Raw genomic sequence first — 14,010 nt, forward strand, 5'->3', positions numbered from 1 at the left:
CAGGCGGGGATTCTATGAATCATTCATTTACGGTATACGAACAGCAGATCCGGAAGCAGTTGATCGGGTGGGAGAAGGAACTGCTCAAGCCACCCGGCATGTTCGAAAAAACGTCCAGGGCGCTGCAAACGCGAATCAACCAAGCCATACCCGAGAAAGTGCATACGGCCATTACCGCAGCGGTCAAAGGCATTGTTCAGACCGCGCTGTTCAGCCTGGACTACATTCCGAAAAACGAACCGCTCCAAGACATGAGCTTGGCGTCGCGCGACCAGAAAGCCGAGGAACTGATCGGCTTCTACAAAAAGCTGGCAGCAGCGGAAGGCGCGGGGACGGGAGCTGGTGGCATTTTGCTCGGACTCGTCGATTTTCCAGTCCTGATCGGCATCAAGATGAAATTCTTGTTCGAGCTCGCCCACCTTTACGGGCATTCGACGCTCGATTATCGCGAACGTTTGTACATTTTGCATGTATTTCAGGTGGCTTTCTCCAGCCAAAACAAAAAGCCCGAGCTGTACCGCGCCGTCGTGAATTGGCCGCAAACCGTCAAAACGCTGCCACCCGCGGACTCATACGCCCAGCATATCGATTGGAGGCAGCTGCAGCAGGAATACCGCGATACGATCGATTTCCGCAAAATGCTGCAGCTTGTCCCCGGCATCGGCGCCGTCGTCGGAGCATGGGCCAACTACGGCCTGCTTGAGGAGCTGGGGCAGGCCGGCATGAACTGCTACCGCCGGCGCTGGCTGGACGAGACGGAGGAGAAAAGCAAGGCAACTTAAATCGAGGGAGAGGAAACGTAACTATGAAAATCAGTAAAGCGAATGCACCGCATTATATTTGGGGCGACCGGTGCGACGGCTGGCATCTGGTTCAGCAGCCCGAGCTGAGCGTCATACACGAACGGATGCCTCCGCATACGGCCGAGGTCCGGCATTACCATGAGCAGGCGCGCCAATTGTTTTTCGTACTGACGGGAACGGCCGAGCTGGAGGTGGACGGCGAGCTCCATACCCTCGGTCCGCAGGAAGGCTGTGAGGTGCCGCCGGGTGTACCGCATCAGATGAAGAACGTTTCCTCCGGTGACGTCGAGTTTCTTGTCGTCTCGCACCCGCAGACCCGGGGAGACCGGGTGGAAGCGCCGCCCTTGGCGGAGCCGAAAAGGGACTAGCCCGCCGCCCTCGCTTTGCTTCCCCGTTTCACTGCCGGAGGTGCCCGAATATACTATACGACCGATTCCAATGTTAGGAGCATGTCGTATGACCGTAGCTTCCAACCGGGCCATCCTGCTGGCCGCTATCGTCTATCAGGCCATCCGGCAGTACAACAATAACGGATCGTTCGAGCTGCCCCCCGGGTATAAGCTGGCCGCCGTCCTGGGCAAAAAGAAGTTTCCTTACCTCGGATTCATCCTGGAGTCCAAGCAATCGATCGTCATCGCGCTCCGCGGCACGGCGGCCGTATCCGAATTGAAGAAAGATTTGCAGTTCGATCAAATCCCGTTCCCTTTTGTCCGCAACGCCGGACGGACGCACCGCGGTCTTACGGAGCTGTACGCATCAGCACTCCGTGGGCCGATTATGAGCTACTTGAACAAAGCTTCCCCTCAAAAAAGACTATATTTGGCCGGCCACAGCATCGGCGGCTCGCTAGTTACGCTCTGCGCGCTCGACCTCGTCTTTCACACGCCCTTCAAACAGCCCGTAGTCTATACGTTCGGAGCCCCGAAGGTTGGTAATCCTGATTTCGTCCGTCGGTTTAACCGCCGAATTCACCACAGCACCCATATTGCCAACCGGTACGATCTCGTGCCGCTGCTGCCCCTCTCCTTCGGCAAAACCGTATACCGGCATGTCCGGTACCGCTACGTGATCCGCTTCCAAAACAAAGGCCTGCTGGGAAGCCATTCGATCAAAAGCTACTACAAAGAGCTGGTACGCCGGCGCACAGGCCGCAGCCGTCCATACTACAACCGCAGTCCGAAAGGCCTTCTGCCCGCAAAGACCGGCTAGCGGTCCAAATCCAAGGAAAAAAGCGAAGCCCGGAGGTGGGGTATCTACTGTAGGAGCGATAGCGTTCGCCTTTGTCTGCGGGAAATGCCCGCGTCTCAGCTGATAGAAATGATAGTTAGGAACAAAAATAAAATAACGCCCGGCGCTGTTCCGTACCCATATGTTCCAAGCCCGAGCGAAACAAAATTTCACGAGTAAAGATTTGAAGTTGTCTCAGGGATAGGCAGTCGCAGTGAACTACCCGCCACCTACGCTTTGCTTAGAGGTGGGGGCTTCTAAGGTAACCGTACCTAACGGTACGAAATTGACTTAGCTATCGAGCCTGTTCCATGCTCTATCTATGATTATGCTAACCATCGCAATCCTTCACGCTTGATATTGATCGAAGCATTCCAGTCTCGATCTGCAACAAAACCACAATCGCAGTGGAACGTACGCTCAGAAAGAGATAGAGACTCCTTCACTTGACCGCAACATGAACAAGTTTTGGATGAGGGAAACCACTTATCTATTTTGATAAGCCTTTTCCCTTGCTCCTCTAACTTGTATTGGAGAAATGTTGTGAACATGCCCCATGCATTATCGGCAACGCTTTTGCCGAAATTAAGGGCTTGTGCCATTCCCTTCATGTTGAGATCTTCGATAACCACGCAATCATACCGTTTCGCTAATTTGTGCGATTCCTTATGCAGAAAGTCTTTTCGCTGGTTTGCAATTCTTTCGTGTAGTTTTGCAATTTTCAATCGTTGCTTATGCCAACGGCTAGAACCTTTCTTTCTACGTGATAGAATACGCTGTTCCTTCGCTAATTTTTCCAAGGCTTGACGATAGAAATGAGGGGAATTGGCTGTCTTACCATCTTCACTATCAACAAATAAGCCGTTCATGGAAAAATCCAAGCCAACAACCGCTTGTACTTCTTTTGGTGTCGGTTGATGTTCGTATTCGGTCAGGATAGAAATATAGTATTTTCCTGTTTTTGTTCGAGAAACCGTACAAGACTTGATGACCTGATGTGACGGAATTTCTCGATGTTGCTTCATTTTTACAAGTTTTAGTTTCGGTAATTTGATATAGCCATCCAAGAGCATGATGTTTCCCTTGACCACGTTCGTTGTATAGGACTGCCTTGCTTTGCGACTTTTGAACTTCGGAAATGCAGCACGTCCGGAAAAGAAGTTTTGGTATGCCTTTTGCAGATGGAGCCCAGCGTTTGCTAATGCTAGGCTGTCTACTTCCTTTAGCCAAGGATACTCACCCTTGTATTTTGCAGGTGTAGGTAACTTTTGTTGCTTCAATGCATCTTTATCATCCTTGAATTGCTCATAGGTTTCCTTTCGTTCAGCCAACATTTGGTTGTAAACAAAACGAACGCAACCGAAGGTTTTTGCAAGCAGTTGTTCTTGTTGAGGCGTTGGATACAAACGGAACTTATAGGCCTTGTTCGCCATACCCAGTCACCTCACTTCAGTCCCTGATTTTCGATATATTTCTTGATTACTTCCATAGGTGCGCCACCTGTTGTAAGTAAGCAAAAACTTTTTGACCAAAAGTATTCTTTCCAAAGCTTCTTTCTTACTTGTGGAAACTCTTTTTTGACCAATCTCGAACTTGCGCTTTTATACGCATTGATGAACTTTGACAATTCGGTGTTCGGGTGTGCTTTGAACAAAATATGCACATGGTCCATATCATGATTCCATTCGACTAAGGATATATTGTAGTTTTCACCCAAACGAACAAACATATCTTTCACGTAGTCAGATGTGGTGTCATCCATCACTTTTCTGCGATATTTCACAACCAAAACAAGATGATAATACAATAGGAACACTGAATGATTATTGTTGTCTAATTTCATTAATATAACAGCCTTTCTTTTATCTAAGACTGATTATATCGCATCATACAAAAATGTGGCAACAAAAAGACTTTAGGCTTTGCCTACCGAAATCCATCTCCCACTTTCATCAAGCTTCGCAAGATTTAGAAGTGGGGGACTTCTTTCGGAGGAACGTTAAATAGCTTAGCTCTGTCTTTATCAATCGACTCCAAAACTTGTTGCGGCGTCGAGCCTCCCAGCATCATGTCCTGAATGTATTTGCCGACCGTCGTGTTGTCCCAGTACAACACCCCGTACTCCATATCCATGCCGTCACCTCCAGGTGCGTTTTCAAGGAGCGTTTTTCCACTCATTGTCGGTTTGGCTGGCACATCTATGAATGAAGGTGCAGGCTGAATGTCAGGTCGCGCATCGTAATACTTTTTCAAATTATCCGGTCTTGCCAGGAAATCAAAAAATGCTTTCACGCTCTCCAAATTTTTGGAATCTTTATACGCTACGCGCATATTGCCGCCTGCAGAATGAGAGAAAACATTGTTTCCCGCCATAGGAATAGGGAACATTCTCCAATCCATAGCTTTTGAATCCGCAAACCTTTCAGCGACTTCATTTTGATAGGAAGTGTAGCTCAGGAATGTCGCTGCCTGCTCGTTACCCATTGCCTCATAGCTGGAACCCCAAGTATTCGAAATCGGGTCCTTCCCAAAATATTCCTTGTCGTACATTTTCTTGAATTGTATAAGGAAGGTTTCAAACTCTTTTACGTCCGCAAACTTGATCTGATTCGAATTCAGCTTCTCGTACAGACCGGGATTGCTTTTTGCGGCAATAGGCCCCATTTGCGATAACCAAATGCCCCAGTGCCAGGATTCTTTTCCTACTTCATAAACAGGCGTAATGTTGTTGGCTTTTAAAGTGTCCAAAGTTTTCGTAAATTCAGTAAAGGTCTTGGGTACCGTTAAGTTATACTTTTCAAACGTTTTCGTGTTGTAAAGTATCCCCCATCCATCTACGGACCAGGTCATAAAGCCCATTACCTTGCCGTTGATCGTACTGCCTGCTTTGGCATAGGGCGCATATCTGGATACCCACTTCTCGTTCGACAAATCTGCAAAGTACTTATCCGGCAGGAACTTTTGCGCGCCTGCTCCGGCCCTGACCATGAAAATATCCGGCGCCTCTCCCGAAGCAAGTTTCGTTTTCAAAATGTTCGCATATTGATCGTCCGGAACGACTTGCATATTTACTTTAATGCCCGTTTCCCTCGTAAATGCCTCATTCAGCTCCGAATCGATCTTGGACCCTTTGTTTAACCAGTTTTGTGAACCTACGTAGGTGATCGTTATATCCTTAGCAGCGCCTTGTCCCTTGTTTTCCCTTTCGATTGTTAGATCCTTTTGCGTAGAGCAGCCGATCAATCCCGAAATGCCGAGGAGTGACACTATACTAACTGCCAATGCTTTTTGCCGATTTAGCTGACGCATATACGAACCCCTTAATTCATATTGTATTTTTTGAGATACACCCTTATTATTAAGGTTAAACAAAAATTAGTAAATAAAGGAATCTACTGTTTAATGTATATAAAATTTACTTCAAAGACAATGGATGATCGAAGGACATGAAACAGATCAGAACGGTGCAATCTAAACTTTTTTTAGTATACGCCAGCCTCATTACACTGCTTATTGTCATTTTTGTAACTTCATTTTATTTATACGTTTCTAGCGCGTTAGAGAAAAAAGCTTCCGAATCCATTCATCAGCTGTCTCTTAACATTTCGGATAAATTTGATGTTGAGTTAAAAGGCATGGATGCCATTGCTGAGAGAATCATTACATCTGATAATTTAAGAACCTATTTTTTCGAAAGCACTGACAGCCCTTATAAAGAACTTAATAACGGAAGGAATATATCCAACACTTTATTTTCCATTACCGGTTATCCATTTGAATTTTATCAAATTAATATTTTTCGCACCAACGGCAAGCTCATACAATTTGGTAAAAATTTCGATATGTCTCAACTGTCTCCCTATACGATACAGAGCCAGGTGTGGGTCAACCTTACACTTAAAGAGGACGGGCGTAAAACCGTCATTCCTCCGCGCATTACTGACTGGGATCAATCAAATAGGATTGTCCTTTCCGTCAGCAGGGCTTTCTCAGAGGTCTTGGGCAAACAGCTTGATAGCATCGTGGAGGTCCAGCAGGATTTCAGCGTTTTTCAAAATTTAGTCCATCGATCGATTACGATTCCTGGCGAAGAAATCTCTCAATCGACCAAGGTATACGTTTATGACAAGAACGGCGCGTTGATTTATCCGTTTTTCGAAGGCATCTCCCCGGACCAGACCTATTGGAATGAAGTGAAGGATCTTGCCAATCCGAGCGGTATTGTGAAACCGGACGGTCACTGGATTATGCCGGGGAATTCCACCAAGCCTTCGGAAATCATCGCCTATTCGCGATCCGAATTCAGCGGCTGGACCGTGCTGCTCATCGAATCCGAACCCGCTTTATTGCAGCCGGTAAAAGCATTCCGGAATCAAATCGTTTTGATCGGGATCGCTGCACTTCTGATCACGATGATTTTGACCTACTATATGTCCAAAGGACTGACCACCCCACTTAAAGCCATACGCAAGTCCATAGCCAACTTAAGCCTGCAAACGTTGCCGCCAACAACTATGCCTGCCCCTCCCTCTGATCTGAATGAATTGGAGGAACTGAACGCAGCTTTTGTGCAAATGTGTAAAAGACTCGAAGAGTCGCTTCACGAGGCCGTTGAGGCAAGGTCACGGGAAATAAAAGCTCGAATGCTTGCCCTGCAAGCCCAGATGAATCCGCATTTTCTATATAACACGTTAACTATCATTAGTATCAAAGCGGAAAACAATCATCAAACGGAAATTGTAAAAATGTGTAGCGATCTATCCGGTATGTTAAGATATATTGCTATCGATGGCTCAATTCCCGTCACGATTGAGCAGGAATTGGACTATACCGTGAAGTATCTGGACTTGATGAGGACCCGTCATATCCATCAGTTTTCATGCAGCATCGAAATACCGGCGGAAATGAACCAAGTGCGCGTACCGCGTCTTATCCTGCAGCCAATCGTCGAAAACTGCTTTAAACACGCTTTCAATAAAAGACCTCCTTGGCATATTCAAATTACGGGTAAAATGTGCGACAACGGCTGGGAAATTATCGTTTCGGATAACGGTATCGGATTTGACGACCAGGTTTTAACAAGTATTTTAACAAAAACCAACAATGCTGAGCCCGGAATTGAAGTTGATGATGATTTTCCTCATATCGGGTTGCTGAATATTTATCATCGATTGAAGTTATTTTATGGGGACAAGGCCTTCTTTCAGTTATTAAATAAAACTGGGGAGGGTGCGGAAGTTAAGATTGGGGAATCCGATCCAAGGGAGAATAATTATGCCTAGCGGCTACACATTCAAAGTACTGGTTGCTGAAGACGAGCAAACGATTCTTGAACACATTGTTGAGAAAATACGATATACCGACCCCAGCTTTCATGTCATTGCCACAGCTACGAACGGGGAAGACGCGCTGAAGCTTGTGGAACAACATAGACCGGATGTATTATTTACTGATGTGAAAATGCCGCTAATGGATGGGATTGAATTAGTACGCCTTGTGAAACAGCTTTTCCCTGAAATTCATGTCGTCATCTTAAGCGGCTTTGATAATTTCACCTTCGTGCAGCAGGCTCTTAAATTGGGAGTGTCCGATTATCTGCTGAAACCGATAATATCGGAAAACCTGCGGGATACGCTGCATGAGATCAAGGGCAAACTTGAACAACGCAATATGATTCTCGAAAGAACGATCATCACGCAAGATTTGAACGGAATTCCCCCGGTTCATTCGGAACATTCCGCCTTGCAAAACGAGATGTTTGTGCTGCACCTTATTTGTCTGGGCAATCTGTACAGATATGCAGTCAATGAATTGGATACGCATAGCCTAAGCAAAATTTGGGGCATATTGGAGTGGTCACAGCTACTGAATGACGAGCATCGGTCTACAACAAAATGGTGGGTCATTGACGAGAAAAATGATAACGTCAAGTTCCTTATTATGACGACAAATCCTAACCAAAGCGAATCGACAGTGAATATGACGCTGGAAATTCAAAAAGAAATCTCTCGATTCATGAAGGACGCTTTTTCTGTAACTTTGTGTACCCATCTTACTCCTGTTCCATTCGGTGAATTATGGGAAATGTCCCTGTCCCTTAGAAAATGCCTGGGCAAATTTCTTGTGCCTTGCCAATCGTCGATTATTACGTTTGGAGACTTGCCACAGCATCAAGATATGAACAGTTACCTGGATCCGGTAACTTTGAATGCGATCCAAATGCTTGTTAAGCAGCGAAAGTTTGATCAACTCGTACAGGAGCTGGCGCGGCTTTTTGAAGAATGGAAGCAAAAAAATTTGACGCAGGAAACATTAGAAAGGGTATTAGTTCAGATCATTAGGTTCATTTTTCTGCATTTGGAGGAACATAATCAAACCGTGATCGAGATTGAAGCCAGGATTTACAGTATTGTGGCGACCACCAAACATATCGACACTTTATACCAAGACATTCTGCAATTGATCGAAGAACACCTGCCTACACAAAAAAAACTTGATTCAGCCAAAGAATTGTACACGCGGCTTGAAGAATATATTCGTCTTAACTTCACTAAGCCAATTAACGTAGAGCATTTGGCTAACAAATTCCAATTCAATGCCTCATACATTAGCCGGGTATTCAAGAAATATCAAGGAGTGCCCCCTTTGCAGCACCTCATTTCAATGCGCATTCAAGAGGCCAAACGTTTAATCAAAGAAAAGCCCGAACTGGATTTTAAAGATATATCCGAAATTATTGGCTTTAACAATCAGCATTACTTCAGCAAAGTGTTTCGAAGCCGAGTAGGAATGAATCCGTCCGAGTATAGGGATTTGATGAAAAGCAATAGACCGTGATGCCAGAAAGACAAAGAGCCCCTCAAGGAGCGCTTTGTCTATGTCTTTCTTCATTACTTGATTAACTTCGCTTCCGCCCAATCCGCATGATCGTAAGCGATACCGTCTCCGTTGTCGGTTACCACAAGTCTCAACGTATTTTTTCCAGTGACGTTTACATTGACATTTACCGGTGCATCACCGCTTTTCATCGCTGCTGTGTTCTCAAAAGCCGGCGTGGTATTATTGTCAAGATAGACTTGGAACTTGACGGTACCACTACCAGTAGCCACTTCATCGTCGACCCCTACGGTTGCGGTAAATGTAGTATACTCCCCATTTAAGTTGTAGCGGATTTCACTATTCGCATGGGTTCCGATTCCTTTGGTATACGCCTTGTTTTTCAGCTTCAAAATATGATTGTCGACACTTCGGTCCAAATTAATTTTCCCATAACCGATTGTCGGAGTGCCTACCCAATTCATATCACTCAAGTAGTAAGGCGCTTCTACAGTAACACTCCTACCTGCTGGAACCGAAACCGTTACATAAGATACGTTCTTACCATTCAAATCTTTATGGCTTGCCGTTTGTGTATTGGTTGTCGCACCGTTGGTAACTTTCAATTGACTGGAATCCCCATAGAACTGAGCCTCCCAGTTAATAGCAGCACCAGAATTGTTTGTTAATGTCGTTTTGTAATTTCCGTCATGACGTACTTTCAGGTCGTTGCCACCGATACGAACATGATCCGCTTGCACCCAAGGAACTTCACTCGTAAGCCTCGGCACGGTAGCCACTTTTTGATTTGGCGCATCAGGTTGAACGCCCATCATACCGGTGATTGTGTTCGAAACGAACGTGAATGAAACTTCCGGATACGGATGCTGGTTAGTCATGAGATTTTTCATCCATTTCCAAGCCAAATCATTTTTTCCATGTAAGTAGAACATCTCGGGAATATACGTTTTCGCCTCGACATTTAGTTGCTTTGCCGTAATTGATTGATCAATGAAATTCAAATAAGAATCCGTTCTTGCTCCCTGATCGGTAATCAACTTCAACGGCATAAAGAAGCTGTTTTCGTGACCAAAATCTGTTTTGCGGGTGCCGTTTATGGTGATGCCCCGAACATACCTATCGCCGGAGTACCAGTAGGATTCGAAATATGAGCGCAGATTGTTAGCTTTGGTCAAGTAAGTTGTGGCGCCTGTTGCATCTCCGCGTGCCTCCAAAATTTTGGAATAAGCAAGCAGAGCCTGATATTGGCTGCCAATGCCGTCTCCGGATTCAAACAATTTGTCGGGGCCGCTAGGATCAAACTCGTGATAAGTGGCTAGCTGCTTCGTTTCGTCTGCAACGCCGTTATGATTTTGATCCTGATTATTCATAAAATTTGTAAACACGTTGGTATAATAAGTGTATAGATCACTATTGGGGTCTACCGTACCATCGTCTTTAAGTCCTATCCATTTCTTTTGACCTGTCCATAAATACTGCTCATAGCCTTTCTGTACGATCTCAAACGGAAAAGGCAGCTCGCGCCAATCCTTATCCATATAATAGCCATTGCCGAAAAAGTCGAATGACCAATAGGGCCAATATGGATTTGACGTATTGCTCTTGGCTGATTTGGCAAATGCATTAAACATAGAATAGTTTTGATTATCCATGTTCAGTAAATGCCCTGCTGCTGACTGATGTGCGATATCTCGGACGCAGAAGGCCTCTCTGAAATGAGTAATATCGTCAGCATAAGATCCCCAGTAGGCAGGAATGAGCGGTGGGGTGTAATTGGCTTTATATACTCCGGCATTCACCCAATCCGCATGGTCGTTGCTGATACCGTCTCCGGCATCGGTCACTCTCAACTTCAATACATTTACACCGGTGACGTTTACATCTACTGGTTTCGCTGCATCGCCGCCGATCATCCTACCGCTATCGAAAGCCGGGGTCGTAGCATTGTCGAGAAATACCTGAAACTGGACGGATCCGTTGCCAGCACCCACTTCATTGTCTACACCTACGTTTGCCGTAAATTTGGTATATTGTCCATTCAAATTGTAAACAATGTCGCTGTTTGCATGCGTCCCGAGACCTTTTTTGACAACTGGAAATGTAACGCCATTTAACTTCAATTCATTATTGGCCACACTTCTATCTTTACGAACTTCACCCCAACCGCTCCTTGTTGCGTCTTTTACCCAATCTAAATCACTTAGATACACGAAGCCTATGTATAAATTTTTGACTCGGGGATCTTCACATCCATCGGTTGTTGTACAACCGACGCTTTGCCGGGCTGCTTTGATATTATTCATCGTAGCATCGAGACTAAGAGCTCGGGTTTTCGCCCAATTAAAATAGTCATTCAGACTTGTGTTACCGGACGTCAGCGTCAAATCACTACTGGCTGCTTGGGCAGGGACAGGGGCTACATTTGACAGCATGCCTGTAACCATCGATGCAATCAAGACAACCTTTTTCACTTCTCTTGCTTTTCGTAACATTGAATCTCCTCCTCGTAATATGAATTTAAGCTGAGTCAATTAATTCCAGCGTGCACCTCCTTTCAATTCGTAAGCCCGATCCATATGCGGAAACCCTTTGACCCATTCCTCTATTTGGTTATAAATGGTATATAAATCATTTTAAGGAATCATTAAGTTAAGTATAGTAGCAAAACATTCGCTGTTAAATGTCGTTTCTTGACTACTTTATTTATACTTTTTTTACTTGTGCATTTTGAGCTCTTGAGGTACAAGGATTTCTGAACATTAAAAAGGGACTTTCCCCGACTTGGAGAGGTTTTCAAGCGAACAAACCTGAAAACAACCAAGCAAGTGAAGTCACTTGTACATTCTCTAAGTTTTTTTCCGGTTTTGCTTTTCCCTTGACAATCATCTTAAAAAGTATTATCTTAAATTTAAGACAAAATAGTAACTATCGACGGAGGTCCTCCCTATGAACGACTTTACAGCCCTGCTAAAATCGCGAAGATCGGCAACCAAATTCATCCCGAATACGGACATCCCGGACAAAGAGCTCGAAGAGATGTTCGGGCTGGTCAAATTCGCCCCTTCCGCTTTCAACTTGCAGCATGCGCATTACGTCGTCGTCAAAGACCCGGAGTTAAAAACGAAAGTGCATGAAGCGGCCAACAAGCAATACAAAGTGCTGACGGCTTCCGCAGCCATTCTGGTACTGGGCGACACGGAGGCGTACAAAGACGCAGCGAAAATCAACGAAGGCTTTCTTCACCTCGGCGTGATGAGCAAGCAGGAATACGACCAAACGGTCGAATACGTCAACGCGTTCTACGAGAACCGGGGCGAAACGTTCAAGCGCGAAGAAGCGATCCGCAACGCCAGCTTGTCGGCCATGCTGTTCATGCTGATTGCCAAAGACCGCGGCTGGGATACGTGCCCGATGATTGGCTTCGACCCGGATGCGATGCGCGCAGTCCTGAACATTCCGGACCGTTACGTTCCCGCAATGTTGATTACGATCGGCAAAGAGGATCTGTCGGGACAACGGCCGCGCGGCTATCGTAAACCGACCGGAGAATTTGTCACCTATAACCAATTCTAAACCAATCTAGCTCAGGTATGTATTGCCGCCCAGGAATGAGGAATACTGATTGCAGGCTCATTGGGCGGCAGCGAAAGGAGTTGCGAACGTTGAACGCAGAGAACAACCGGGACGAATCGCTGCATTTGTTCATTGTACTTTCCCGGGCGTGTGAATGGGTCACGGCCCACGCCCACCGGGACATCAGGCGGTACGGTTTGAATCCGACCGAATATGCGGTGCTGGAACTGCTGTATCATAAGGGCTCCCAGCCTTTACAGCAGATCGGCGGCAAAATTTTGATGACCAGCGGCAACATTACTTATGTCGTAGACAAGCTGGAGCAAAAAGGGCTTGTCGTACGGAAGCCGTGCCCGGAAGACCGCCGGGTCAGCTTCGCCGAAATTACGGAGAAAGGCACGGCATTTCTGGACGAGGCGTTCCCGCAGCACCGCAAAGCGATCGAAACCGCGGTCGCCGGCTTGAACGCCGAGGAAAAGCGTCAGGCGATCGGCCTGCTTAAGAAGCTCGGGGTCTCGGCGCAGGAAAGCTTCAAATAGCGGGTCGCCTCCGGCGAACCCGCAGCTCATATCTTAATATTGAGATAATCTTAAATCAAACCAGGCTTATCTATAAGGAGGTTATTTTGATGCAAATCATGATCTATCCCCCAACGATGCAAGGAACCGGAGCCTTCGACGGAGGCCGGATTACGGAGCAGAAGCCGATCGGATTTCCCGGCGAGCGGTCGGTGGTCAAGCGGGTCGGTCCGCTGTTTTATTGGGCGTGGGCTTTCGCCGCGGAGGAAGGCTATATCGGGTCTCATCCCCATCAAGCGTTCGAGATCATCACGTATGTTCTTGCCGGCAAGGCGGAGCATGGCGACTCGCTCGGTACGCGAAGCGTCGTCGGACCCGGCGGCGCGCAGGTGATGCAGACCGGATCGGGCGTGTCCCACGAAGAACGGTTTATCGGTCCGGATATGGAAGGCTTCCAAATCTGGTTCGAGCCGGAACTGAATGAAGCACTGAAACGGAAGCCGACTTATCGCCAGTTCGACCATGAGGAATTTCCGGAAGAAGCCGGAGAAGGGTTCGTACGCAAAACAGTCATCGGCGACGGATCGCCGGTCGAGCTCGTCGCAGACGCCAAAATGTGGGATTTGACACTGGAGCCAGGCGCCGTCTACCTGCACGTCATTCCGGCGGGCCATACGTTAACGGCACTCGCCGTCCGCGGACACGGAGCCTGGACGAACGTTTCGGCCGGAGACGCGGTCACTCCGTTCCGGCACAAAGATTTCATGCTGCTCGGAGCAGCTGCCGACACGAACGTGTCGCTTCAGGCCGCGGACGGTGAAACGGTGCGGATCATGCTAATCGAGGTACCTACCACCGTCGATTACCCGCTGTACCCGAAACGATAATCGTAAACTAAGCCCCGCGGATAACCGCGGGGCTTAGTGTTGAGAAAGAGGATTTTGACTGAAATAGAGATACATATGAAGGTGGGGTATCCACTGGAGAAGAGATAGCGGCCGCCTTTGTCTTCGGGAAATGTCCGCTATCAAGCGGTTTCCAATCAAATTTCC

The 14,010-nt window shown here is 46.8% G+C and carries 12 protein-coding genes; 8 read left to right on the forward strand and 4 right to left on the reverse strand.

The features are described from left to right. The first annotated feature begins 14 nt into the window (after positions 1-14). From NI000_RS06595 to NI000_RS06605, 3 genes are all read left to right on the forward strand, one after another. Positions 15-782, forward strand: a complete 768-nt coding sequence (locus NI000_RS06595; RefSeq protein WP_253408867.1) for an EcsC family protein — start codon at positions 15-17, stop codon at positions 780-782. Between the two features lie 23 nt (positions 783-805). After that, on the forward strand, positions 806-1,171 hold the full coding sequence (locus tag NI000_RS06600) for a cupin domain-containing protein (RefSeq protein WP_253408869.1): 366 nt from the start codon (positions 806-808) through the stop codon (positions 1,169-1,171). 88 nt (positions 1,172-1,259) lie between these two features. Continuing rightward, positions 1,260-2,012, forward strand: coding sequence for a lipase family protein (locus NI000_RS06605; protein ID WP_253408871.1), 753 nt, complete (start codon positions 1,260-1,262; stop codon positions 2,010-2,012). A gap of 344 nt (positions 2,013-2,356) precedes the next feature. Here NI000_RS06605 and NI000_RS06610 read toward each other — a convergent pair whose 3' ends face one another. From NI000_RS06610 to NI000_RS06620, 3 genes are all read right to left on the reverse strand, one after another. After that, positions 2,357-3,469, reverse strand: coding sequence for a transposase (locus NI000_RS06610; protein ID WP_253408978.1), 1,113 nt, complete (start codon positions 3,467-3,469; stop codon positions 2,357-2,359). Between the two features lie 5 nt (positions 3,470-3,474). After that, positions 3,475-3,873 carry an IS200/IS605 family transposase gene (gene tnpA / locus NI000_RS06615; protein WP_253408873.1) on the reverse strand — a complete coding sequence of 133 codons (399 nt, stop codon included), beginning with the start codon at positions 3,871-3,873 and terminating at the stop codon, positions 3,475-3,477. A 125-nt stretch (positions 3,874-3,998) separates the two neighbouring features. Next, positions 3,999-5,339 (reverse strand): ABC transporter substrate-binding protein, encoded by a 1,341-nt coding sequence (locus NI000_RS06620; protein ID WP_253408875.1) that lies wholly within the window; start codon positions 5,337-5,339, stop codon positions 3,999-4,001. Positions 5,340-5,476: 137 nt separating this feature from the next. On the opposite strand from NI000_RS06620, the gene NI000_RS06625 reads away from it, so the two are divergent. Together NI000_RS06625 and NI000_RS06630 are read left to right on the forward strand one after the other, a co-directional pair. After that, the gene (locus tag NI000_RS06625; RefSeq protein ID WP_253408877.1) at positions 5,477-7,312 is read left to right on the forward strand and encodes a cache domain-containing sensor histidine kinase; all 1,836 of its coding nucleotides are present in this window, start codon (positions 5,477-5,479) and stop codon (positions 7,310-7,312) included. Then, positions 7,305-8,867 (forward strand): response regulator, encoded by a 1,563-nt coding sequence (locus NI000_RS06630; protein WP_253408879.1) that lies wholly within the window; start codon positions 7,305-7,307, stop codon positions 8,865-8,867. The genes NI000_RS06625 and NI000_RS06630 overlap by 8 nt, the downstream gene beginning before the upstream one ends. A 53-nt stretch (positions 8,868-8,920) precedes the next feature. Here NI000_RS06630 and NI000_RS06635 read toward each other — a convergent pair whose 3' ends face one another. After that, positions 8,921-11,359 carry an NPCBM/NEW2 domain-containing protein gene (locus NI000_RS06635; protein ID WP_253408881.1) on the reverse strand — a complete coding sequence of 813 codons (2,439 nt, stop codon included), beginning with the start codon at positions 11,357-11,359 and terminating at the stop codon, positions 8,921-8,923. 454 nt (positions 11,360-11,813) lie between these two features. On the opposite strand from NI000_RS06635, the gene NI000_RS06640 reads away from it, so the two are divergent. The 3 genes from NI000_RS06640 to NI000_RS06650 all read left to right on the forward strand — a co-directional run bounded on the left by NI000_RS06640 (position 11,814) and on the right by NI000_RS06650 (position 13,845). After that, positions 11,814-12,440 (forward strand): nitroreductase family protein, encoded by a 627-nt coding sequence (locus NI000_RS06640; protein ID WP_253408883.1) that lies wholly within the window; start codon positions 11,814-11,816, stop codon positions 12,438-12,440. Between the two features lie 89 nt (positions 12,441-12,529). Next, positions 12,530-12,979: a MarR family winged helix-turn-helix transcriptional regulator gene (locus NI000_RS06645; RefSeq protein ID WP_253408885.1), complete on the forward strand. Its 450-nt coding sequence runs from the start codon at positions 12,530-12,532 to the stop codon at positions 12,977-12,979. A gap of 89 nt (positions 12,980-13,068) precedes the next feature. After that, complete coding sequence (locus tag NI000_RS06650) at positions 13,069-13,845, forward strand: pirin family protein (protein ID WP_253408887.1); 777 nt, start codon at positions 13,069-13,071, stop codon at positions 13,843-13,845. The last annotated feature ends 165 nt before the right edge of the window (positions 13,846-14,010 follow it).

Origin of the sequence: Paenibacillus tyrphae (genome assembly GCF_024158745.1) — a bacterium.
GTDB classification, from domain to species: Bacteria; Bacillota; Bacilli; order Paenibacillales; family NBRC-103111; genus Paenibacillus_G; species Paenibacillus_G tyrfis_A.

Bases quoted from the DNA above. Each gene is read 5' to 3' on its own strand.
- NI000_RS06605 (WP_253408871.1), top strand. From the start codon at position 1,260: ATGACCGTAGCTTCCAACCGGGCCATCCTGCTGGCCGCTATCGTCTAT.
- NI000_RS06600 (WP_253408869.1), top strand. From the start codon at position 806: ATGAAAATCAGTAAAGCGAATGCACCGCATTATATTTGGGGCGACCGG.
- NI000_RS06650 (WP_253408887.1), top strand. From the start codon at position 13,069: ATGCAAATCATGATCTATCCCCCAACGATGCAAGGAACCGGAGCCTTC.
- NI000_RS06595 (WP_253408867.1), top strand. From the start codon at position 15: ATGAATCATTCATTTACGGTATACGAACAGCAGATCCGGAAGCAGTTG.
- NI000_RS06630 (WP_253408879.1), top strand. From the start codon at position 7,305: ATGCCTAGCGGCTACACATTCAAAGTACTGGTTGCTGAAGACGAGCAA.
- tnpA (WP_253408873.1), bottom strand. From the start codon at position 3,873: ATGAAATTAGACAACAATAATCATTCAGTGTTCCTATTGTATTATCAT.
- NI000_RS06620 (WP_253408875.1), bottom strand. From the start codon at position 5,339: ATGCGTCAGCTAAATCGGCAAAAAGCATTGGCAGTTAGTATAGTGTCA.
- NI000_RS06635 (WP_253408881.1), bottom strand. From the start codon at position 11,359: ATGTTACGAAAAGCAAGAGAAGTGAAAAAGGTTGTCTTGATTGCATCG.
- NI000_RS06640 (WP_253408883.1), top strand. From the start codon at position 11,814: ATGAACGACTTTACAGCCCTGCTAAAATCGCGAAGATCGGCAACCAAA.
- NI000_RS06625 (WP_253408877.1), top strand. From the start codon at position 5,477: ATGAAACAGATCAGAACGGTGCAATCTAAACTTTTTTTAGTATACGCC.